Origin of the sequence: Burkholderia sp. Bp8994, assembly GCF_003853805.1 — a bacterium.
Lineage (GTDB): Bacteria > Pseudomonadota > Gammaproteobacteria > Burkholderiales > Burkholderiaceae > Burkholderia.
This window is the reverse complement of sequence record NZ_QTQH01000003.1, coordinates 35552-57655: the sequence shown is the minus strand read 5'-3', so window position 1 is coordinate 57655 and position 22104 is coordinate 35552. Positions and strand designations below refer to the sequence as shown.

The 22104-nt window shown below is 68.5% G+C and carries 17 protein-coding genes; 14 read left to right on the top strand and 3 right to left on the bottom strand.

All coding sequences use genetic code 11. The features are described 5' to 3' along the window. The first annotated feature begins 4 nt into the window (after window positions 1-4). The 4 genes from DIE04_RS03765 (at window position 5) to DIE04_RS03750 (ending at window position 5236) form a co-directional block, all read left to right on the top strand. Window positions 5-1999, top strand: coding sequence for a beta-galactosidase (locus DIE04_RS03765; protein WP_124520155.1), 1995 nt, complete (start codon window positions 5-7; stop codon window positions 1997-1999). A gap of 76 nt (window positions 2000-2075) precedes the next feature. Further along, a complete protein-coding gene (locus DIE04_RS03760) occupies window positions 2076-3335 on the top strand; it encodes an ABC transporter substrate-binding protein (RefSeq protein ID WP_124520157.1) in 1260 nt (419 codons plus the stop codon). Between the two features lie 54 nt (window positions 3336-3389). After that, on the top strand, window positions 3390-4358 hold the full coding sequence (locus DIE04_RS03755; protein ID WP_409333437.1) for a carbohydrate ABC transporter permease: 969 nt from the start codon (window positions 3390-3392) through the stop codon (window positions 4356-4358). Window positions 4359-4384: 26 nt separating this feature from the next. Continuing rightward, window positions 4385-5236 carry a carbohydrate ABC transporter permease gene (locus DIE04_RS03750; protein WP_039318652.1) on the top strand — a complete coding sequence of 284 codons (852 nt, stop codon included), beginning with the start codon at window positions 4385-4387 and terminating at the stop codon, window positions 5234-5236. Between the two features lie 263 nt (window positions 5237-5499). On the opposite strand, the gene glcC is transcribed toward DIE04_RS03750, so the two are convergent. Then, on the bottom strand, window positions 5500-6270 hold the full coding sequence (gene glcC / locus DIE04_RS03745; protein WP_044848878.1) for a transcriptional regulator GlcC: 771 nt from the start codon (window positions 6268-6270) through the stop codon (window positions 5500-5502). A gap of 231 nt (window positions 6271-6501) precedes the next feature. Here glcC and glcD point away from each other — a divergent pair, with 231 nt between their 5' ends. The 5 genes from glcD to DIE04_RS03720 are packed head-to-tail and all read left to right on the top strand — an operon-like array spanning window position 6502 to window position 12985. Continuing rightward, a complete protein-coding gene (gene glcD / locus DIE04_RS03740) occupies window positions 6502-8001 on the top strand; it encodes a glycolate oxidase subunit GlcD (protein WP_124485990.1) in 1500 nt (499 codons plus the stop codon). Then, complete coding sequence (glcE, locus tag DIE04_RS03735; RefSeq protein ID WP_124485989.1) at window positions 8001-9083, top strand: glycolate oxidase subunit GlcE; 1083 nt, start codon at window positions 8001-8003, stop codon at window positions 9081-9083. Before glcD ends, glcE begins: the two co-directional genes overlap by 1 nt. 26 nt (window positions 9084-9109) lie before the next feature. Next, window positions 9110-10330: a glycolate oxidase subunit GlcF gene (gene glcF / locus DIE04_RS03730; RefSeq protein WP_124520159.1), complete on the top strand. Its 1221-nt coding sequence runs from the start codon at window positions 9110-9112 to the stop codon at window positions 10328-10330. A gap of 31 nt (window positions 10331-10361) precedes the next feature. Then, window positions 10362-10766 carry a heme-binding protein gene (locus tag DIE04_RS03725; RefSeq protein ID WP_044848880.1) on the top strand — a complete coding sequence of 135 codons (405 nt, stop codon included), beginning with the start codon at window positions 10362-10364 and terminating at the stop codon, window positions 10764-10766. A gap of 44 nt (window positions 10767-10810) precedes the next feature. Then, window positions 10811-12985: a malate synthase G gene (locus tag DIE04_RS03720; protein WP_124520162.1), complete on the top strand. Its 2175-nt coding sequence runs from the start codon at window positions 10811-10813 to the stop codon at window positions 12983-12985. Between the two features lie 51 nt (window positions 12986-13036). On the opposite strand, the gene DIE04_RS03715 is transcribed toward DIE04_RS03720, so the two are convergent. Further along, window positions 13037-13411: a hypothetical protein gene (locus DIE04_RS03715; protein WP_124520164.1), complete on the bottom strand. Its 375-nt coding sequence runs from the start codon at window positions 13409-13411 to the stop codon at window positions 13037-13039. Between the two features lie 121 nt (window positions 13412-13532). Between DIE04_RS03715 and DIE04_RS03710 the strand changes: the two genes are divergently transcribed. The 3 genes from DIE04_RS03710 (at window position 13533) to DIE04_RS03700 (ending at window position 17270) form a co-directional block, all read left to right on the top strand. Further along, window positions 13533-15095 (top strand): sensor domain-containing diguanylate cyclase, encoded by a 1563-nt coding sequence (locus tag DIE04_RS03710; RefSeq protein ID WP_124485985.1) that lies wholly within the window; start codon window positions 13533-13535, stop codon window positions 15093-15095. A 120-nt stretch (window positions 15096-15215) separates the two neighbouring features. Then, the gene (locus DIE04_RS03705; protein ID WP_124520166.1) at window positions 15216-16595 is read left to right on the top strand and encodes a cache domain-containing protein; all 1380 of its coding nucleotides are present in this window, start codon (window positions 15216-15218) and stop codon (window positions 16593-16595) included. A 30-nt stretch (window positions 16596-16625) separates the two neighbouring features. Beyond that, window positions 16626-17270, top strand: a complete 645-nt coding sequence (locus DIE04_RS03700) for a response regulator transcription factor (RefSeq protein WP_044848871.1) — start codon at window positions 16626-16628, stop codon at window positions 17268-17270. A 209-nt stretch (window positions 17271-17479) separates the two neighbouring features. Here the strand turns inward: DIE04_RS03700 and DIE04_RS03695 are convergent, their stop codons facing one another. After that, window positions 17480-18076, bottom strand: coding sequence for a phospholipid-binding protein MlaC (locus tag DIE04_RS03695; RefSeq protein ID WP_124485984.1), 597 nt, complete (start codon window positions 18074-18076; stop codon window positions 17480-17482). Between the two features lie 329 nt (window positions 18077-18405). Here DIE04_RS03695 and DIE04_RS03690 point away from each other — a divergent pair, with 329 nt between their 5' ends. Both DIE04_RS03690 and DIE04_RS03685 read left to right on the top strand, forming a co-directional pair. After that, complete coding sequence (locus DIE04_RS03690; RefSeq protein ID WP_124520168.1) at window positions 18406-21039, top strand: MMPL family transporter; 2634 nt, start codon at window positions 18406-18408, stop codon at window positions 21037-21039. Continuing rightward, a complete protein-coding gene (locus DIE04_RS03685) occupies window positions 21032-22036 on the top strand; it encodes a VacJ family lipoprotein (protein WP_124485982.1) in 1005 nt (334 codons plus the stop codon). The genes DIE04_RS03690 and DIE04_RS03685 overlap by 8 nt, the downstream gene beginning before the upstream one ends. Window positions 22037-22104: the final 68 nt, after the last annotated feature.

The window sequence follows — 22104 nt, the reverse complement described above, 5'->3', positions numbered from 1 at the left end:
GGGCATGCGCCTCGGAGTCTGTTACTACCCGGAACACTGGCCGGAATCGATGTGGGCCGACGACGCCCGCCGGATGAAGGCACTCGGCATCGCGCAGGTGCGGATCGCCGAATTCGCGTGGAGCCGCATCGAGCCGTCGCCGGGCGAATACGACTGGGGCTGGCTCGACCGCGCGATCGACGTGCTCGGCACGACCGGCCTCGAGATCGTGATGTGCACGCCGACCGCGACACCGCCGAAATGGCTCGTCGACCGTCACCCCGACATCCTCGCGATCGGCGCGGACGGCCGGCCGCGCAAGTTCGGCTCGCGCCGCCACTACGACTTCTCGTCGCCGACCTATCTGGAAGCGTCGCGCCGCATCTGCACCGCGGTCGCCGAGCGCTACGGCCGCCACCCGGCCGTGCGCTACTGGCAGACCGACAACGAACTCGGCTGCCATCAGACGGTCGTCAGCTACTCGCCCGCCGCGCTCGTGCGTTTTCGTGCATGGCTGCAGGCGCGCTACGGCACGATCGACGCGCTGAACCGTGCGTGGGGCACCGTGTTCTGGAGCATGGAGTACCGGCATTTCGACGAAGTCGATGCGCCGGTCGGCACCGTGACCGAAGCGCATCCGTCGCACCGCCTCGACTACCGGCGCTTCGCGTCGGATGAAGTCGCACGCTATCACCGGATGCAGGTCGACGTGATCCGCGCGCATTCGCCGGGCCGCCCCGTCGCGCACAACTTCATGCAGCTCTTCACCGAGTTCGATCATTACGAAGTGGCGCGCGACCTCGACGTCGCGACCTGGGACAGCTATCCGCTCGGCGCGCTCGAGGAGCAATGGTTCGCGCCCGACGTGAAGGCGCGCTGGCTGCGCACCGGCCATCCGGATTTCGCGTCGTTCAATCACGACCTCTATCGCGGCATGTCGAAGCTGCCGTTCTGGGTGATGGAGCAGCAGCCGGGCCCCGTGAACTGGGCACAGTGGAACCCCGCGCCGCTGCCGGGCATGGTGCGGCTGTGGAGCTGGGAAGCGTTCGCGCACGGCGCCGGCTGCGTGTCGTACTTCCGCTGGCGGCAGGCGCCGTTCGCGCAGGAGCAGATGCATGCGGGCCTGCACACGCCCGACGACCGGCTCGACGAAGGCGGCCGCGAAGCGCAGCGCGTCGCGCAGGAGATCGCCGCCGTGCTCGACGCAGGTGCCGATGCCGACGCGAACGGCGCGGTGCGTGCACCCGTCGCGCTGGTGTTCGACTACGAAGCGAAGTGGCTGTTCGAAGTGCAGCCGCAAGGCGCCGATTTCCACTACCCGCGCTTCGCGTTCGAGTACTACTCGGCGCTGCGTTCGCTCGGCCTCGACGTCGACATCGTGTCCGCGCACGCGCCGCTCGACGGCTACCGGCTCGTCGTCGTGCCGCCGCTGCCGGTCGTGCCGGACGACTTCGCGGCACGGCTCGCCGCCTCCGGCGCGCATGCGGTGTTCGGTCCGCGCACCGGCTCGAAGACCGCCGACCTGCGGATTCCGCCGACGCTGCCGCCCGGCCCGCTCGCGTCGATCCTGCCGGTGCGCGTGTGGCGCGTCGAATCGCTGCGACCGAACGTGACCGAGCGGATCGACGGCACGCTGCGCGACGGCGCGCCGCTCACCGGCGACGCGCGTCACTGGCGCGACCTCGTCGAACTGCGCGACGACGACGCGCGCAGCGTCGTGCGCGCGCGTTTCGCCGACGGTCATCCGGCCTGCGTGTCGCACGGCACGCTGCACTACTGGGCCGCGCTGTTCGACGACGCGACCACCGCGCGCCTGTTCGCCGACGTCGCGGCCGAAGCCGGCCTGACACCGTCGCCGCTCGGCGACGGCGTGCGCGTGAGCCGGCGCGGCGGCCTGACCTACGTATTCAACTACGGCAGCACGCCGCACACGATCGATGCAGTGCCGCCGTCCGCGTTCGTGGTCGGCGCCGCGCAGGTCGAGCCGCAAGGCGTCGCCGTGTATCGAAGCGGTTCGTAGCAGCCGTTCGTAGCAACCGCCCCCGGCGCCGCGACGCGCCGGTCACGCACAACGACAGACAGGAATGGAGACACCCATGACACATCGCCCCCTTCGCGTCGCCGCCCGGCTTGCGACCGCCGCCGCCATCGCGTTCGCTTCGTTCGGCGCCGCGGCGCCGGCCGACGCGGGCACGCTGACGATCAACATCGCGTTCAAGGGCGCCAGCCAGCGCGCGGTCTGGCAGTCGACGATCGAAGCGTTCCACAAGGCCCATCCCGACATCGACGTGAAGCCCACCTTCGTCGACGAGGAAGCGTACAAGGTGCAGCTCCCCGCATGGCTCACGACCGTCGCGCCCGACGTCGTGAACTGGCACGCGGGCGAGCGCATGGCGTACTACGCGAAGCGCGGGCTGTTCGAGGACCTGAGCGGCGACTGGAAGAAGAACGGCTGGGATGCGATGTACGCGTCGACGCGCAGCGCATCGTCCTATAACGGCAAGCAGTATGCGGCGCCGACCGTCTATTACTCGTGGGGGCTGTTCTACCGCAAGGACCTGTTCGGCAAGGTCGGCATCGCCGACGAGCCGAAGACCTGGGACCAGTTTCTCGATGCATGCAGGAAACTGAAGGCGGCCGGCATCACGCCGATCGCGATCGGCGGCCGCGACGCGTGGACGCTCGCCGGCTGGTTCGACTATCTCGACCTGCGCCTGAACGGCAACGCGTTCCACCAGCAGCTGATGGCTGGCGACGTGCCGTATACCGATCCACGCGTGAAGAAGGTCTACACGACGTGGAAATCGCTGATCGACTCGGGCTACTTCATCGACAACGCGCTGTCCTACGATCTCGACGGCGCGCAGCCGTTCCTGTTCCAGGGCAAGGCCGCGATGATGCTGATGGGCACCTTCATCGCCGCGGGCTTTCCGCCGAACGTGAAGCAGGAAATGGGCTATTACCGTTTCCCGATCATCGACCCGAAGGTGCCGACCGCCGAGGACGGCCCGGTCGAATCGCTGCACATCCCGACCAAGGCGAAGAACAAGGCCGACGCGCATACCTTCCTCGCGTTCGTCGAAACGCCCGAGATGGGCGCGAAGCTCGCCGAAGGGCTCGGTTCGCTGTCGGCCAACGGCAAGTCGCCGGAGCCGGCCGATCCGATCTCGCGCATCGGCTTCCGGATCCTCGCCGACACCCGCGGCGGCGTCGCGCAGTTCTACGACCGCGACATGACGAAGGAAATGGCCGACGAAGGGATGAAGGGGATGCAGCAGTTCGTCGCGAATCCCGCGCAGCTCGACACCGTGCTCGCGCAACTCGAACAGACCCGCAAGCGGATCTACAAGAAGTAGCCGCGTGACCCCTGCGGCGGCCGAGTGCCGCCGCGTCCGCCCAGGAGGCTTGCCGTGTCCAGTCCGATCACGTCCAGACCCGTTGCAACGCCGGCTACCCCGGCCGCACCGCCCGCCGCCGCGCCGCCGGCCCGCAGCTCGCCTGCCGCGCTGCGCGCGCGCCGCCCGTCGCCGGCCGTGCGGCGACAACGGCGCGCCGCGTGGCTCTTTCTCGCGCCCGCGTGCGCAATGGTTGCCGTCTATGTGATCTGGCCGATCCTGTCGACGCTGTGGCTGAGCCTCTGCAACTGGGACGGGATGACCGAGCGCACGTTCGTCGGCCTCGCGAACTACGCCGAGCTGCTGCAAGCGCCGACGTTCTACACCGCGCTGCGCAACAACGTGATCTGGCTCGCGCTGTTCATGCTCGCGCCACCGCTCGGCCTCGCGCTCGCGCTGTACCTGAACCAGGCGGTCGCCGGCATCCGGCTCGTGAAGTCGCTGTTCTTCGCGCCGTTCGTGCTGTCGGGCGTGGTCGTCGGCCTGATCTTCTCGTGGTTCTACGATCCGACCTTCGGGCTGCTCGCGCTGATCGCCGGGCACGGGATTCCGGTGCTCGGCGATGCACGCTATGCGACCTTCGGCATCGTGTTCGCCGCGCTGTGGCCGCAGACCGCGTACTGCATGATCCTGTACCTCACCGGCCTCACGTCGGTGAACCCGGAGCAGATCGAAGCGGCACGGATGGAAGGCGCGCGCGGCTTCGCGCTGCTGTGGCACGTCGTGCTGCCGCAATTGCGGCCGACCACGTTCATGGCGATCGTCGTCACGGTGATCGGCGCGCTGCGCAGCTTCGACCTGATTTCGGTGATGACGGGCGGCGGCCCGTTCGAGAGCTCGACCGTGCTCGCGTATTACATGTACGACCAGGCGATCAAGTATTACCGGCTCGGCTATTCCGCGTCGATCGCGGTCGTGCTGTTCGCGATCATGCTCGTCTACATCGTGTTCCAGTTGCGCCGCATGCTGCGCAACGAGCAGTGATTTGACCTTCCGGGGAACCATTCATCATGTTTCCAACGCCCGTTGCCCACTGGAAGCCGGTATCGCGCCGGCTGTACAAGCTGTCGCTGCCCGTCGCGCTCGTGATCTGGCTGCTGCCGATGATCGCGGTGTTCGTCACGTCGGTGCGCTCGACCGAGGAACTGGTCGAAGGACACTACTGGGGCTGGCCGCGGCACTTCTCGATGATCGAGAACTATCGCGACGCGCTGACCACGTCGCCGATGCTGCATTACTTCTGGAACAGCGTGCAGATCACGGTGCCGTCGGTGCTCGGGTCGATTGCGCTCGCGGCGATGGCCGGGTTCGCGCTGGCGACTTACCGGTTTCGCGGGAATGCCGCGCTGTTCGGGACCTTCGTCGCGGGGAATTTCGTGCCGGTGCAGGTGCTGATGATTCCGGTTCGCGACTTGTCGCTGAGGCTCGGGGTGTTCAATACGGTCGAGGCGCTGATTCTCTTTCACGTCGCGTTTCAGACGGGGTTCTGTACGCTGTTTCTGCGCAATTTCATCAAGCAGCTGCCGTTCGAGCTGATCGAGGCGGCGCGGATCGAAGGCGCGGGCGAGTGGACGGTGTTCTGGCGGATCGTGTTGCCGTTGATCCGGCCGGCGCTGGCCGCGCTCGCGATTCTCGTGTTTACGTTCGTGTGGAACGATTACTTCTGGGCGCTGTGTCTCACGCAAGGTGACGAGGCCGCGCCGATTACCGCGGGTGTGGCGGCGCTGAAGGGGCAATGGACGACGTCCTGGAACCTTGTTTCGGCCGGGTCGATTCTCGCGGCGCTGCCGTCGGTCGCGATGTTCTTCGCGATGCAGAAGCATTTCGTCGCGGGGCTCACGTTTGGGGCGACGAAAGGGTGAGCCGACGCCGAGCGCTGATCGCGGCTGTCTGCTCGCGGATTCGCATCTCCCCCTCTTCATCGAGAGGATTGCCCGCTTCGGCGGGCTTTTTTGCGCGTTTCGGGTACGAACTACACCCCAATTTCGCCCGATTCAACCGCCTGAGCGCATGTCGCGCAGCGGCTAAACAGGTCGTGTCGGGCCACGCATCGAATAGGCCGCATCGCCAGCTCGACATGCTTGACACACGCCCTGACGTCATCGGCCACGCTGGTTCACGTGACTCAAGTCCACCCTTCGAGCCGCAACGTCGAGCGCACGAGCCGCTGCTCCTCCTCTTCGATCTCGCGCAGATACTCGACGCACTGCCGGATATGCTCGCTCGCCGCCTTGCGCGCCTGGTCGGGCAGCCGCCCCGTCACCGCGTTATAGAGCCGCGCGTGCTGGCGGTCGATCTGCTTCTTCAGCGGCTCGCGATGATAGAGGTTGTTCACCGACGCGAACACGGAGCTGAGCAGCAGATCGGTCAGCGACTGCAGCGTGTTGACCAGCACCGGATTGTGCGACGCCTCGCAGATCGCGAGATGGAACGCATGGTCGAGCTTCGCGCGCGCGGCCGGATCGAGATCCTGCGCATCGGCCGCCGTCATCTCCTCGTAGCGGCGCTTGATCAGGATGAAGTCGGCGGGTGTGCCGCGCAGCGCGGCGAGCCGCGCGGCTTCGGTCTCGAGCATGCCGCGCACCTCGAACAGGTCGTACAGCGTGCGCGGCTGCGAGCCGAGCAGATGCATCATCGGCGAGACTTCGCGCTGCGGGGTCAGGCTCGCGACGAACGAGCCCTTGCCGTGCGTCGTGTCGATGATCCCGCGCGCGCGCAGCAGCTTCATCCCTTCGCGCACGGCCGTGCGCGACACGCCGAGCTTCTCGGTCAGCCGACGTTCGGACGGCAGCGCCTGCCCGGCCTTCAACACGCCGTCGACGATCAGCTGCTCGATCCGCTCGGCGACGACATCGGCGACATTGCGCGCCGGCGCTTGTCGATTCTGCATTTCCATACTGGTATGACCACTTTGGACCGATGTCGCCGATTTTCGCACAAACCCTTGTGCGGATTGCGTTTCCTGTCACATCGAGTCACTTCTCAAAAACACTCTAGGAAAAACTGGTATGACCACGCGGGCGGCATCTGGACACGCCCCCGCCGCCCGCCAAGAATGCCGTCCATCGGCGTGCCGCGCGTCCTGCGGCCGCCTGCACGATGAAGATGGTGGAGACGGAGACACACGATGAGTTTCACCTACGACGAACGGATCGACGGCCCGTTGGCGACCGTCGACCGCGACACGCTCGTCGCCGCGCTCGACGCGGCGGCGCCCGGCCTCGACGTGCTGCACGAGCGCGAGGCGCTGAAGCCGTTCGAATGCGACGGCCTCGCCGCGTACCGCACGGTGCCGCTCGCGGTCGTGCTGCCCGACACGGTCGAGCAGGTGCGCGCGGTGCTGCGCGTCGCGGCCGCGCACGGCGTGCCGGTCGTCGCGCGCGGCGCGGGCACCGGGCTGTCGGGCGGCGCGATGCCGCTCGAAAAAGGCATCCTGCTCGTGATGTCGAAGTTCAACCGGATCCTGGAAATCGACGCCGACGCCGGCATCGCGCGCGTGCAGCCGGGCGTGCGCAACCTCGCGATCTCGCAGGCCGCGGCACCCTACGGCCTCTACTACGCGCCCGATCCGTCGTCGCAGATCGCCTGCTCGATCGGCGGCAACGTCGCCGAAAACGCGGGCGGCGTGCACTGCCTGAAATACGGGCTGACGGTGCACAACATCCTGAAGGCCGAGACCCTGACGATCGACGGCGACACGCTGACGCTCGGCGCCGACGCGCTCGACGCCCCCGGCTTCGACCTGCTCGCGCTGTTCACCGGCTCCGAGGGGATGCTCGGCATCGTCACCGAGGTGACGGTGAAGCTGCTGCCGAAACCGTCGAGCGTGAAGGTGCTGATGGCGAGCTTCGACGACGTGGCCGAAGCCGGCGCGGCGGTCGCGCGGATCATCGGCGCGGGCGTGATTCCCGGCGGGCTCGAGATGATGGACAACCTCGCGATCCGCGCGGCCGAGGACTTCATCCACGCCGGCTACCCGGTCGACGCGCAGGCGATCCTGCTGTGCGAACTCGACGGCGCCGCGACCGATGTCGACGAAGACGCCGAACGCGTGGCCGCGCTGCTGCGCGACGCCGGCGCGTCGGAGATCCGCGTCGCGCGCGACGAAGCGGAGCGGCAACGCTTCTGGGCCGGCCGCAAGAACGCGTTCCCGGCGGTCGGCCGCATGTCGCCCGACTACTACTGCATGGACGGCACGATCCCGCGCCGCGAGCTGCCGCGCGTGCTCGAAGGGATCGCCGCGCTGTCCGCGCAATACGCGCTGCCGGTCGCGAACGTGTTCCATGCGGGCGACGGCAACATGCATCCGCTGATCCTGTTCGACGCGAACCGTCCCGGCGAGCTCGACCGCGCGGAAGCGCTCGGCGGCAAGATCCTCGAACTGTGCGTCGCGGCAGGCGGCAGCATCACCGGCGAACACGGTGTCGGGCGCGAGAAGATCAACCAGATGTGCGTGCAGTTCAACGCCGACGAAATCACGTTCTTCCACGCGGTGAAGGCCGCGTTCGATCCGCAGCGCCTGCTCAACCCCGGCAAGAACATCCCGACGCTGCACCGCTGCGCCGAGTTCGGCGCGATGCACGTCCATCACGGCAAGCTGCCGTTTCCCGAACTGGAGCGCTTCTGATGCGACGCGAACGCGAACCCGAATCGATCGACGACAGCGCGGCGCTCGTCGCGCAGGTCGACGCCGCGATCCACGCGCGCCAGCCGCTGCACATCCGCGGCGCGGGCACGAAGGCGTTCGTCGGCCGCGCGGTCGAAGGCCGCGCGCTCGACGTGCGCACGCACCGCGGCATCGTCGCGTACGACCCGACCGAACTTGTCATCACCGCACGCGCGGGCACGCCGCTCGCCGAACTGGAAGCGATGCTCGACGCGGCCGGCCAGATGCTGCCGTGCGAGCCGCCCACGTTCGGCGGCACGGCAACGGTCGGCGGCATGTTCGCGGCGGCGCTGTCGGGGCCGCGCCGCCCGTGGGCCGGCGCGGTGCGCGACTTCGTGCTCGGCTGTCGCGTGATCACCGGCCACGCGAAGCACCTGCGCTTCGGCGGCGAGGTGATGAAGAACGTCGCGGGCTACGACGTGTCGCGGCTCCTCGCGGGCAGTTTCGGCTGTCTCGGCGTCGTGACGGAAGTGTCGCTGAAGGTGCTGCCGAAGCCGCGCGCGACCGGCGATCTCGCCTTACAGCTCGCTGCCGCCGAAGCCGTGCAACGCGTCGCGGCATGGCGTCGCGCGGGGCTGCCGCTCGCGGGTGCGTGCCACGCGGACGGCGTGCTGCGCGTGCGGCTCGAAGGCGGCGAGGGCTCGGTGAAGGCCGCGCGCGACACGATCGGCGGCGAGCGGATGGACGATCGCGACGACGGGTTCTGGGCGCGGCTGCGCGACCTGTCGCTGCCGTTCTTCGACGATCCGCGCCCGCTGTGGCGCGTATCGGTGCCGGCGGCCGCGCCGCTCGATGCGCTGCCCGGCGCGCTGCTCGTCGACTGGGGCGGCGCGCAGCGCTGGCTGAAAAGCGACGCCGCGCCGGCCGACGTGCAGCACTTCGCAGCGCAGTGGGGCGGCCACGCGAGCTGCTTCACGCCCGGCACGACGCCCGAGCCGTTCCAGCCGCTGCCGCCCGCGCTGCTGCGCGTGCATCGGCAGCTGAAGGCGCAGCTCGATCCGCATGCGATCTTCAATCCCGGCCGCCTGTACGCGAACGTCTGACGCCAACCCGACTTCGAACCGCCGATATGCAAACCAATCTCAGCGAAGCCAGCAAGGCCCTCGACCGGGCCGACGAAGCGGAAGCGATCCTGCGCGCGTGCGTGCACTGCGGTTTCTGCAATGCGACCTGCCCGACATACCAGGTGCTCGGCAACGAGCTCGACGGGCCGCGCGGACGCATCTACCTGATCAAGCAAATGCTCGAAGGCGAGCCGTGCGGCGAGCGCACGCAGCAGCATCTCGACCGCTGCCTGACGTGCCGCAACTGCGAGACGACCTGCCCGTCCGGCGTGCGCTATCACACGCTGCTCGACATCGGCCGCGCGGAAGCCGAGAAGCGCGCGCGGCGGCCTGCGCGCGAGCGCCTGCTGCGCGCGGGCCTGCGTCACGTGGTGCCGCGGCCGGCAACCTTCGCCGCGCTGCTGAAGGCCGGCCGCGCGCTGCGCCCGCTGTTGCCCGGCACGCTGCAGGACAAGATTCCGGCCGCCGTGCCCGCCGCCACGCCGCGCCCGCCGGTACGCCATGCGCGGCGCGTGCTGATGCTGGAAGGCTGCGTGCAGCCTTCGCTGTCGCCGAACACGAACGCGGCCGCCGCGCGCGTGCTCGACCGCCTCGGCATCAGCGTGACGCCCGCGCGCGAAGCCGGCTGCTGCGGCGCGACCGAATATCACCTGAACGCGCAGGATGCCGGGCTCGCGCGCGCACGCCGCGACATCGACGCGTGGTGGCCTGCGATCGAAGCCGGCGCGGAGGCGATCGTGCTGACGGCGAGCGGCTGCGGCGCGTTCGTGAAGGAATACGGCGACCTGCTGCGCTCCGACCCCGTCTATGCGGACAAGGCGCGGCGCGTCAGCGCGCTCGCGCGCGACCTCGCGGAAGTGATCGCGGCCGAGCCGCTCGACGCGCTGGCCGAGTCGACGCGACGCCGCGTCGCGGTCCACTGCCCGTGCACGCTGCAGCACGCGCAGCGGCTCGGCGGCGCGGTCGAAAGCATCCTGACGCGGCTCGGCTTCGATCTGACGAATGTCGCCGACGGCCATCTCTGCTGCGGCTCGGCCGGCACCTATGCGCTGACGCAGCCCGAACTCGCGGCCAGGCTGCGCGACAACAAGCTCGACGCGCTCGAAGCCGCGCGGCCGGACCTGATTGTCACGGCCAACGTCGGCTGCCAGACTCACCTGAACGGCGCGGGCCGCACGCGCGTGCGCCACTGGATCGAGCTCGTCGACGACCGACGGGTCGACTGATTCCACCGACCGCTGATTCCGGAGGAACATGATGCAAACCAAACCCGAACTCCAGCTCGCCGACGCCGAACGCATGCTCGCGGCCGCCCGCGTGGAAGCCGCACGGCACGGCTGGGCCGTATCGATTGCCATCGTCGACGACGGCGGCCACCTGCTCGCGTTCGCGCGCCTGGACGGCGCGTCGCCGGCCAGCGCCGTCATCGCGCAGGACAAGGCGCGTGCGGCGGCCCTCGGCCGGCGCGAGACGAAAGCGTATGAGGATATGATCAACGGTGGCCGCACCGCGTTTCTCAGCGTGCCGCTGACGGGCTTGCTCGAAGGCGGCGTGCCGGTAGCGTTCGACGGCCGGATTGCGGGCGCAATCGGCGTGTCTGGCGTAAAGTCCGAGCAGGACGCGCTGATCGCCCGCGCCGGCGTACAAAGCGTCGCGACATGAGTCAGCCAAGCCGCGCGCGAATTTTTTCCCCGGGAGGAATCACGATGATCGACCAAGCAGGACTGCAAGTCGCGCCAGCGCTGAGCCAGTTCATTGAAAACGAAGCACTGCCGGGCACCGGTATCGACAAGGCCGCGTTCTGGAGCGGTTTCTCGGCCCTGGTACACGACCTCGCGCCGCGCAACCGCGAGCTGCTCGCGGAACGCGACCGCCTGCAGCAGGAACTCGACACGTGGCATCGCGCGCACCCCGGCCCGGTGCGCGACCATGCCGCGTTTCGCGCATTTCTCGAAGAGATCGGCTACCTCGTGCCGGTCCCGTCGAACGTCGCGGCAGCCACCGCGAACGTCGACAGCGAGATCGCGACGCAGGCCGGCCCGCAGCTCGTCGTGCCGCTGTCGAACGCGCGCTATGCGCTGAACGCCGCGAACGCACGCTGGGGCAGCCTGTACGACGCGCTGTACGGCACCGATGCGCTGCCCGAGGACGGCGGCGCCGAGCGCACCACGGCATACAACCCGACGCGCGGCCAGCGCGTGATCGACTACGCGCGCGGCGTGCTCGACAACGCGGCGCCGCTCGCGAGCGGCTCGCACCGCGACGCGCTGCGCTATCGCGTGGAAGACGGCCAGCTCGCCGTCGAAACCGGCAAGGGCGTCGTGCACCTCGCGCAGCCGGCACAGTTCGTCGGCTACCAGGGTGCGGCGGGCGCGCCGTCCGCGATCCTGCTGAAGCACAACGGCCTGCACCTCGAGATCCAGATCGACGCGTCCACCCCCATCGGCCGCGCCGATCTCGCGAACGTGAAGGACGTCGTGCTCGAAGCCGCGGTCAGCACGATCATCGACTGCGAGGATTCGGTCGCGGCGGTCGACGCCGACGACAAGGTCCAGCTCTACCGCAACTGGCTCGGCCTGATGCAGGGCACGCTGGTCGAGGAGGTTGCGAAGGGCGGCAAGACCTTCACGCGCCGCCTGAACGCCGATCGCGAGTACACCACGCCGGCCGGCGGCACGCTGGTGCTGCACGGCCGCTCGCTGCTGTTCGTGCGCAACGTCGGCCACCTGATGACCAACGGCGCGGTGCTGGACCGCGACGGCAACGAGATTCCGGAAGGCATCCTCGACGGTGTCGTCACGACGCTGTGCGCGCTGCACGACCTGAAGGCCAAGCGCAACTCGCGCACCGGCTCGATCTACATCGTGAAGCCGAAGATGCACGGCCCGGTCGAAGTCGCGTTCGCCGACACGCTGTTCGCGCGCATCGAGGATCTGTACGGCCTGCCGCGCAACACGCTGAAGATGGGCATCATGGACGAGGAGCGCCGCACCAGCGTGAACCTCGCCGCCTGTATCGCGGCGGCCGCCGCGCGCGTCGCGTTCATCAACACCGGCTTCCTCGACCGCACCGGCGACGAGATGCACACCGCGATGGAAGCGGGCCCGATGATCCGCAAGGGCGACATGAAGTCGTCGGCGTGGATCCAGGCGTACGAGCGCAACAACGTGCTCGCGGGCCTGTCGGCCGGCCTGCGCGGCCGTGCGCAGATCGGCAAGGGCATGTGGGCGATGCCGGACCTGATGCACGCGATGCTCGAGCAGAAGATCGCGCATCCGCGCGCCGGCGCGAACACCGCGTGGGTGCCGTCGCCGACCGCCGCGACGCTGCACGCGCTGCACTACCATCTCGTCGACGTGCAGGCCATCCAGCAGGAACTCGAGAAGACGCCGTACGCAAGCGAGCGCGACACGCTGCTCGAAGGGCTGCTGACCGTGCCGGTCGTCGAGCGCGCCGCCTGGAGCGAGAGCGAAATCCTGAGCGAGGTCGAGAACAACGCGCAGGGCATTCTCGGCTACGTCGTGCGCTGGGTCGAACAGGGTGTCGGCTGCTCGAAGGTGCCGGACATCCACGACGTCGGCCTGATGGAAGACCGCGCGACGCTGCGCATCTCGAGCCAGCACATCGCGAACTGGCTGCGCCACGGCGTGATCACCGAGGCCTTCGTGCTCGACGTGTTCAAGCGGATGGCGCGCGTCGTCGACCAGCAGAACGCCGGCGACCCGAACTATCGCCCGATGGCGCCCGGCTACGACCAGTCGACCGCGTTCAAGGCCGCATGCGCACTGGCGCTGCAGGGCACGTCGCAGCCGAGCGGTTATACCGAGCCGCTGCTGCATCGGTTCCGGCTCGCGTACAAGGCGCAACAGCACGGCGCGTAAGCCTTCGCATGCGGGCTTTCCCGCATGCGGTTTTCACGAAGCGGGCAGCCATTACGGCTGCCCGTTTTTACATTCGAATTCATGCAAACGCTGAAACGGATAATCGATCCGAATCGCACGATTTAAGGTTCCGCGTCCGCCTGCCGTTAAAGCATGTAAATCGGCGACGGCGGTATGCGCGCTGCCCCCTCCTGGCGCAAAGCCTTGCGCTGCAACGTTCCCCACGCGACTGGCAAGTCTCTGCCAGGGCGATAATTTGATCCGGATCAACGGTCCGCAACATTTTCCGCGTGCACGAATGCGCGCGTTATACTCGGACCAATCCGCGCCGCCCGATTCGTCGGATCGTCGAATCGCGGCAACTCTTGCCGGTGAGCAGGTGATGCAGCGGTTTATCCGGCCGCCATCGCCGATCATCGGCATCATGTTCCAGATCGGTCGGGCGGAATGCGCACCGGGGGGTGCATTCCGGATCATCGCCGGCAAATCATACGAACAATCGCATCGGCCCGCCGCCCCGGCGACGATGCCCATCGATCCACGGACCATGGCAGAAACCGACTACGCAATGCCCAGCGAATCCGGCCTGACAAGCCGCGTCGCCGCCCAATTGCGCCGGTTCCTGCTGCCGCACCTGATCTTCTATTCAGGGCTGCTGATCGCACTGATCCTGTTGTTGCTGTGCGGCATCCTGCTGTACGAAGGCCGGATCGACGCACGCGATCGCGCGCGCACCACCCAGCAGAACATCGCGCTGATGGCGTCGTGGGACATCGAGCGCAACATCGAGTTCTATGCGCTGTCGCTGCAGGCGGTCGTCGAAGGCGAGAACGATCCCGCGGTCCTCGCGCTGCCGATGCCGCTGCGCCGCCAGGTGCTGTTCGATCGCGCGACGACGGCCAAGTATCTCGGCGGCATCTACGTGCTCGACTCGAACGGTGACATCGCGGTCGACGGCAAGAGCGACGTGCCGCGCAAGGCCAACTTCGGCAACGAGTCGTACTTCACGGTGCACCGCGACAACCCGGACGTCGGCCTGTACGTCAGCGACCCGTACCGTTCGCGATTGCGCGGCGGCTCGCCGAGCATTGCGCTCAGCCGGCGGATCACGCGGCCCGACGGGTCGTTCGGCGGCGTCGCCGTGATGTCGATCCGGCTCGAATATTTCCAGGACCTGTTCTCGCGCCTCTCGCTCGGCGATCGCGGGTCGATGGCGCTGATCAATACGAAGGGCCTGATGCTCGCGCGCCAGCCTTACGATCCGGCGATCGTCGGCCGCAACATCAGCAAGGCCAGCACGTTCCGCCGGTTCATGACCGCCAACGAAGGGAGCTTCGCCGATACCGCGTCGATCGACGGCGTGCGGCGCCTGTACGTGTTCCGGCACCTCGACCACCTGCCGCTGATCATCATGGTCGCACGCTCGGAGGCGGACACCTACGCCGCCTGGTACGACCGCGCGATCCCGATCGGCTCGGCGATGGCCTTGCTCGCGCTCGGCTTCGTCGGCCTGTCGATGCTGCTCGACATCCAGCTGCGCAAGCGGCACCGCGCGGAAACCGAGCTGGAAGCGCTCGCGCGCACCGACGGCCTCACGGGCCTCGACAATCGCCGGATGCTCGACGTCACGCTCGCGCGCGAATGGCGCCGCGCGGCGCGCTCGCAGCACGCGCTGTCGCTACTGTTCGTCGACGTCGATCACTTCAAGCGCTACAACGACACGCAAGGCCATCAGGCCGGCGACGATGCGCTCGCCGCGGTTGGCCGCTGCATCGCCGGATGCCTGCGCCGCCCGGCCGACTATGCAGCGCGCTACGGCGGCGAGGAGTTCGTCGTGGTGCTGCCGGACGTCGACACGCCCGGCGCCGTGACGATCGCCGAATCGATCCGCACCGCCATCCTCGATCTCGGCATCCTGCACGACACGGATGCGTCGGACCGCCTGACCGCGAGCATCGGTGTGACGACCTGCTATCCGGAACTCGACGACAGCATCCAGGCCGCACTGAAGCTCGCCGACGACGCGCTGTACCGCGCGAAGGAAGGCGGGCGCAACCAGGTCGTCGTGCAGACGGCCCCGTCCGCCGAGCGCACGCTGCGGCGCGCCTGAGCCACGGCTGGCCGCCCGGCCGCCACAGCGCCGGCCGCGGGCGAAATCGCCGACAATGTCGGCTCGCCCGGCCGCCGCGCGACACGCGCGCCCGCCGGCTCGCGCCCGCTTCACACCACCATGAGACTCAAGGCAAAGATTTTCCTTCTGGCCATCGTGCCGTTCCTGCTCGCGATCGCCGGCATCGGCTTCGGCGTGCGCCAGCAGGCGACGTCGCTCGCGCGCACGCAGCACGCGACGATCCAGGCCGCCTACCTGTCGAGCAAGGAAGTCGAGCTGAAGCATTACGTCGAACTCGCGACGAGCGCGATCATGCCGCTGTACGACGCGAGCGGCCGCAATGCGCGCGACGACGGACTGCTGCGCACGCAGGCGCTCGCGATGCTGCAGAAGATGGATTTCGGCCCCGACGGCTATTTCTTCGTATACGACCTGCACGGCAATGCGCTGATGCATCCGCGCGAGCCCGAGCGCGTCGGCCACAACTACTGGTCGATGCGCGACCCGCAGGGCGCGCTGACGATCCAGCAGCTGATCAGCGCCGCGTCCCACGGCGGCGGCTACGTGCGCTACACGTGGCAGCGGCCGTCGACGGGCAAGCCCGCGCCGAAGCTCGGCTACGTCGTCGCGCTCGAACGCTGGGGCTGGATGGTCGGCACCGGCATCTATCTCGACGATGTCGACACCGCGCTGCAGCGCATCGACGCGCGCGCGTCCGCGAACATCGAGCGCACGATGAGCTGGCTCACCGCGATCGCGCTGACCGGCGCGGCGGCGATCGCCGTCTGTGCGCTGGTGCTGAACGTCAGCGAGTCGCGCAGCGCCGACGCGAAGCTCAAGCAGCTCGCGCAGCGCGTCGTCGAATCGCAGGAGCAGGAGCGCGAGCGGCTGTCGCGCGAGCTGCATGACGGGATCAGCCAGATGATGGTGTCCGCGAAGCTGATGCTCGAATCCGCGCTCGCGCGCTTCGAGCGCGGCACCGCGCGCATGCCTGAGGCCGAGCAGGCGCTCGCATCGGGCGTCGGGCGGCTCGGCGACACGCTGCGCGAAGTGCGCCGCATCTCACACGCGCTGCGCCCGGCGATGCTCGACGATCTCGGCCTCGCCGCCGCGCTCGAGCAGCTCGTGCGCGAGCTCGGCGCGGAAAGCGGCATCGACATCGGCTATACGCAGGTGGCGCACAGCGGCGCGCGGCCGCTGCCCGCGCCGGTCAACACGGCGCTGTTCCGGATCGCGCAGGAAGCGCTCAGCAACATCGTGCATCATGCGCAGGCATCGCGCGCGGCCGTCACGCTCGACGTCGGCGCGCATGCCGTCACGCTGACCATCGCCGACAACGGCTGCGGCTTCGACGCCGAGCGTACGCAGACCGACGCGCGCCGCGGCATCGGGCTGCGCAACATGCGCGAGCGGCTCGACGCGCTGGGCGGCATGCTGACGATCACGTCGCAGGTCGGCCACACCGTCGTAGCCGCGCGCGTGCCGCTGCGCGCCGCCTGAACACGATCCCCATAACCGGAGACCTTGCCCATGAGTGCCCCCGACACCGCCCGGCCCGCTGCCCGACTGCTGCTGGTCGACGATCATCCGCTGGTGCGCGACGGCCTGCGGATGCGGCTCGAGGCGGCCGACCTGTCGGTGGTCGGCGAAGCCGGCAACGCGGACGAGGCGCTTGCGCTCGCCGCGTCGCTCGAGCCCGACCTCGCGCTGATGGACGTCGGCATGAACGGGATGAACGGCATCACGCTCGCCGGCGTGTTCCACGAGCGCTTTCCGGGGATTCGCGTGCTCATGCTGTCGATGCACGACAACATCGAATACGTGACGCAGGCCGTGCGCGCCGGCGCGAGCGGCTACCTGCTGAAGGATTCGCCCGCGAGCGAGATCGTGCGCGCGATCGGCTCGGTGCTGGCCGGGCAGACGTTCTTCAGCGAAGGGCTCGCCGCGCGGATGATCCAGGCGAGCGCGACCGCGTCGCCCCTCGACCGGTTGACGCCGCGCGAGCGCGACATCCTCGATGCACTGGCCGAGGGGCTGTCGAGCAAGCAGATCGCGCAGCAGACGGGGCTGTCGGTCCGCACGGTGGAAACGCATCGGCTCAACCTGAAGCGCAAGCTCGAGATCGAAGGGCAGGCGGAGCTGATCAAGTTCGCGGTCGAGCATCGGCGGCGGTAGGGCGGCGACGTGCGGCGCCGCAAAAGGCACTCTGCGCGTCGGTCACATTGATCAGCTCTACGATGCTGTTTTTTCTCGCTTCGCATGTGATTCGCCGAGTCGGCATCGCGCAGTGGAATCACCGCTCGACCGCTCGACTGACCACGAACGAAAAAGGCGCCCGGAGGCGCCTTTCACTCATCCAAAATCCAGACTGCGCGCAGCGACGCTCAATTCGTCCGCGAATTGTGCTTCTGCAGATACGCGATCAGGCCGTCGATCCCGCCCGACGCGAGCTGGCTCTTGAACTGCCCTTGGTAGACCTGGATCAGCCACGCACCCGACATGTCGATGTCGTAGATCTTCCAGTCGCTGCCGACCTTGCCGAGACGGTAGCCGACCGACTGGCTGTCGCCCGGCGTCGTGACCGTCGACTGCACCAGCGCATCGGCACCCGACGCGCCGCCGGCCTTGAACGAGAACTTCGCGTCCTGGCTGCCGAGCTGCGCGAGCGACGCGGCATAGGTACGCGTCATCAGCAGCTTGAACTGCTTGTACAGCTCCTGCTGCTGTTGCGGCGTCGCCTGCTTCCAGGCATCGCCGACCGCGATGCGGGTCGTGCGCTCGAAGTTCGTCGCGGGCAGGAAGCGCTGCTCGACGACTTGCGTGACTTTTGCCATGTCGCCGCCGCGCGCACCCGGATCGGCCTTCATCGCGTTGACGGTGCCTTCGACCGCATTACGGACGATGTCGACCGGCGCGCTCTGCGCGAAAGCGGAAACCGACACGGCGGCCGCCGCGACGAAAGCAAACAGATGACGTTTCATACGGATATTCGCACTCGGTGAAAAAAACGGACGGCGGATTGCATCGATCGCATCGGCCGGTGGGTCGAAGTATAGCGGCCCGGCGGCCCGCCTGCCGTGCGGTGACCGACTGTTACCTTTCAGCCCCTTTTGTCACAGGGTGCCGGCCGCTGCGCGATCGGTGCCGATTATGTCAATTTCCGCCGCCCATTCGTCCGACGATTCGCGGCGATTCCCTCCCGGCGCAGCAAATATCCTTCCCGCCCCTTTACGCTCCAACGTGGCGACCGACGTCACGTGGCGCCGGTATACTCTTTGCCTTGTCCTTGCCAGCCCCTCCCCACCGCCACATGGTGACTTCTCTCATCGTCCGACTCGTCGCATTGTCGGTACGCCGCCCCGTCTGGGTCGTCGTGCTGTCGCTCGTCATCGCCGTCTTCAGCGGCGTCTACGTCGCGCAGCACTTCAAGATCAACACGGACATCAGCAAGCTCGTCGACGCGGAACCGCAGTGGGCCGCGCTCGGCCAGGCCGTCGACAAGGCCTTCCCGCAACGCAACGGCACGATCCTCGCGGTAGTCGAGGCACCGGCCCCCGAATTCGCGACGGCCGCCGCGCACACGCTCACCGAAGCCCTGCGCAAGCAGGCCGACGCCGGCCGCATCGGCCAGGTCGCCCAACCCGGCGGCGGCCCGTTCTTCGAGCACAACGGGCTGCTGTTCCTGTCGCCGCAGGAAGTGTCGGATACGACGTCGCAGCTCGCGAGCGCGCGGCCGCTCGTCAACGAACTCGCGAAGAACCCGAGCCTGACCGGGCTCGCGACCACGCTGTCCACCACGCTCGGCCAGCCGCTCCTGACCGGCCAGGTGAAGCTGCCCGCGATGGCGAAGCTGCTCGCGCGCAGCGCCGCGACGGTCGACGACGTGCTGGCCGGCAGGCCCGCCGCGTTCTCGTGGCGCGGGCTGGTCGACAGCGATGCCGCACGCCAGCCGGCACGCGCGTTCGTCACGGTGCAGCCGGTCGTCGACTATGGCGCGCTGAAGGCCGGTGCCGAAACGACCCGGGTGATCCGCGACACGGCGAAAGCGCTCGGCATCGAGCAACGCTACGGCGCGGTCGTGCGCCTGACCGGCGAACAGCCGCTCGCCGACGACGAATTCGCGTCGGTGCAAGACGGCGCCGCGCTCAACGGCGTGCTCACGCTGCTCGCCGTGCTCGTGATCCTGTGGCTCGCGCTGCGCTCGAAGCGGATGATCGGCTCGGTGCTCGTCACGCTGTTCGTCGGCCTCGTCGTGACGGCCGCGCTCGGCCTCGCGATGGTCGGTTCGCTGAACATGATCTCGGTCGCGTTCATGGTGCTGTTCGTCGGCCTCGGCGTCGACTTCTCGATTCAGTACGGCGTGAAGTACCGCGAGGAACGCTTCCGCGATCCGCGCATCGATCACGCGCTGGTCGGCGCCGCGCACTCGATGGGCATGCCGCTCGCGCTCGCCACCGCGGCGGTTGCGGCGAGCTTCTTCTCGTTCATTCCCACGGCCTATCGCGGCGTGTCCGAGCTCGGCCTGATCGCGGGCGTCGGGATGTTCGTCGCGCTGCTGACCACGCTCACGCTGCTGCCCGCGCTGCTGCGCCTGTTCGCGCCGCCGGGCGAATCGAAGACGCCGGGCTTTCCGTGGCTCGCCCCCGTCGACGACTTCCTCGATCGCCATCGCAAGCCGATCCTGATCGGCACGCTCGCGGTCGTGATCGGCGCGCTGCCGCTGCTCGCGTTCCTGCACTTCGATTTCAACCCGCTGCACCTGAAGGATCCGAACAGCGAATCGATGGCGACGCTGCTCGCGCTGAAGGATTCGCCCGAAGCGGCCGTCAACGACGTCACGCTGCTCGCGCCGTCGCTCGCCGAGGCCGACGCGGCCGCGAAGCGCCTCGACGCGCTGCCGGAAGTCGGCCGCACGACGACGCTCACGACCTTCGTGCCGGCCGACCAGCCGGCCAAGCGCGCGGCGATCGCCGCGGCCGCGAGCGAGCTGCTGCCCGCGCTGACGCAGCCGGCCGCGCCGGCCGCGACCGATGCGCAGCGCGTCGCCGCGCTCAAGCGCGTGTCGGACCTGCTCAGCTACGCGGCGGAAGATCACCCGGGCCCCGGTGCCGCCGCCGCGCAGCATCTGTCGGCGTCGCTCGCGAAGCTGGCCGCCGCCGACAGCGCGGCGCGCGATCGCGCCGAACGCGCGTTCTCCGACACGCTGCGCATCGCGCTCAACCAGCTCGCGACGCTGCTGCAACCGCAGGACATCACGCGCGAATCGCTGCCGCCGCAGATCGTGCGCGACTGGGTCGCGCCGGACGGCCACGCGCTCGTGCAGATTTCGCCGAAGGTGCCGAAGGGCGTCGACCCGAACGACGACACGATGCTGCGCCGCTTCGCGAAGACGGTGAAGGCGGCGGAACCCGGCGCGACCGGCGGGCCGATCTCGATCCTGCATTCGGCCGACACGATCATCAACGCGTTCCTGCACGCGGCGCTGTGGTCGATCCTCTCGATCACGATCCTGCTGTGGATCACGCTGCGCCGCTTCGGCGACGTGCTGCGCACGCTGGTGCCGCTGCTCGTGTCGGGGCTCGTCACGCTCGAGATGTGCGTCGTGCTCGGCATGTCGCTGAACTTCGCGAACATCATCGCGCTGCCGCTGATGCTCGGCGTCGGCGTCGCGTTCAAGGTGTACTTCGTGATGGCGTGGCGCGCAGGCCAGACGGGCCTGCTGCATTCGAGCCTCACGCACGCGGTGCTGTTCAGCGCCGCGACGACCGCAACCGCCTTCGGCAGCCTGTGGCTGTCGCATCATCCGGGCACGTCGAGCATGGGCAAGCTGCTCGCGCTGGCGTTGACCTGCACCCTGATCGGCGCCGTGGTGTTTCAGCCCGTCCTGATGGGCAAACCGCGCGTCAAACGCGCCAAGAACCAATTGCAAGGAAACAATGAATAAGGTGCGAATCATTGCGGCGACCGTCGCTGCCAGCGCAGTGCTGAGCGGCTGCGCGACGGGCCCGAACCGCAACCCCAACGACCCGCTCGAGCCGATGAACCGGGCGATGTACAAGTTCAACGACACGGTCGACACGAACATCGCCGTGCCGATCGCGAAGGGTTACCAGAAGATCACGCCGACGCCCGTGCGTACCGCGATCAGCAATTTCTTCTCGAACCTCGGCGATCTCGGCAACATGGCGAACAACCTGTTGCAGCTGCGCATCACCGATGCAACGCAGGACCTGATGCGCGTGGCGATGAACTCGGTGTTCGGCGTCGCCGGCCTGATCGACATCGCGACGCCGGCCGGGCTGCCGAAGCATCACCAGGATTTCGGGCTGACGATGGCGCGCTGGGGCATGCCGTCCGGCCCGTACCTCGTGCTGCCCGTGTTCGGGCCGAGCACGATCCGCGACGGCGTCGGCCGCGCGGTGGACGTCCGCTTCAACCTGCTCAACTACATCGAGCCGGCCGTGCGCAATCCGATGTACATCGCGCAATTCATCAGCGCGCGTTCGGATCTGCTCGGCGCGACCGATCTGCTGAAGCAGGCGGCACTCGATCCGTACTCGTTCGTCCGCGATGCGTATCTGCAGCAGCGCAAGTCGCTGACGTATCACGGCCAGTCGGCGTCGGCCGCGCCGCCGAACTACACGGAGCCGGGTGAAGCGGGGGCGGTGCCGGCGGCCACGCCGGCCGTGCCGGGCTTGCCGAACTACGAGGATCCGGGCGAGTCGGGCGGCGCGCCGAACAACGCGCCGGCGGCGCCGGGCTTGCCGCAGTACGACGATCCGGGTGCGGACGGCGCGATGCCCGCGAGCGCGCCTGCCGCGGCCTCGGCCGCTGCGCCCGTGGCGGCGCCGAGCGGGGCGACGACGGCGCCGGCCTCCAACGGCGCGCCGATCGCGCCAGCGATGCCGACCCTGCCCGCGAGCGCACCGGCCGCGCAGTAACGCGGCACGGAACCCGCCGACAAGCCGAAGCGCGCTGCATCACGCAGCGCGCTTTTTTTGTGCGTCCG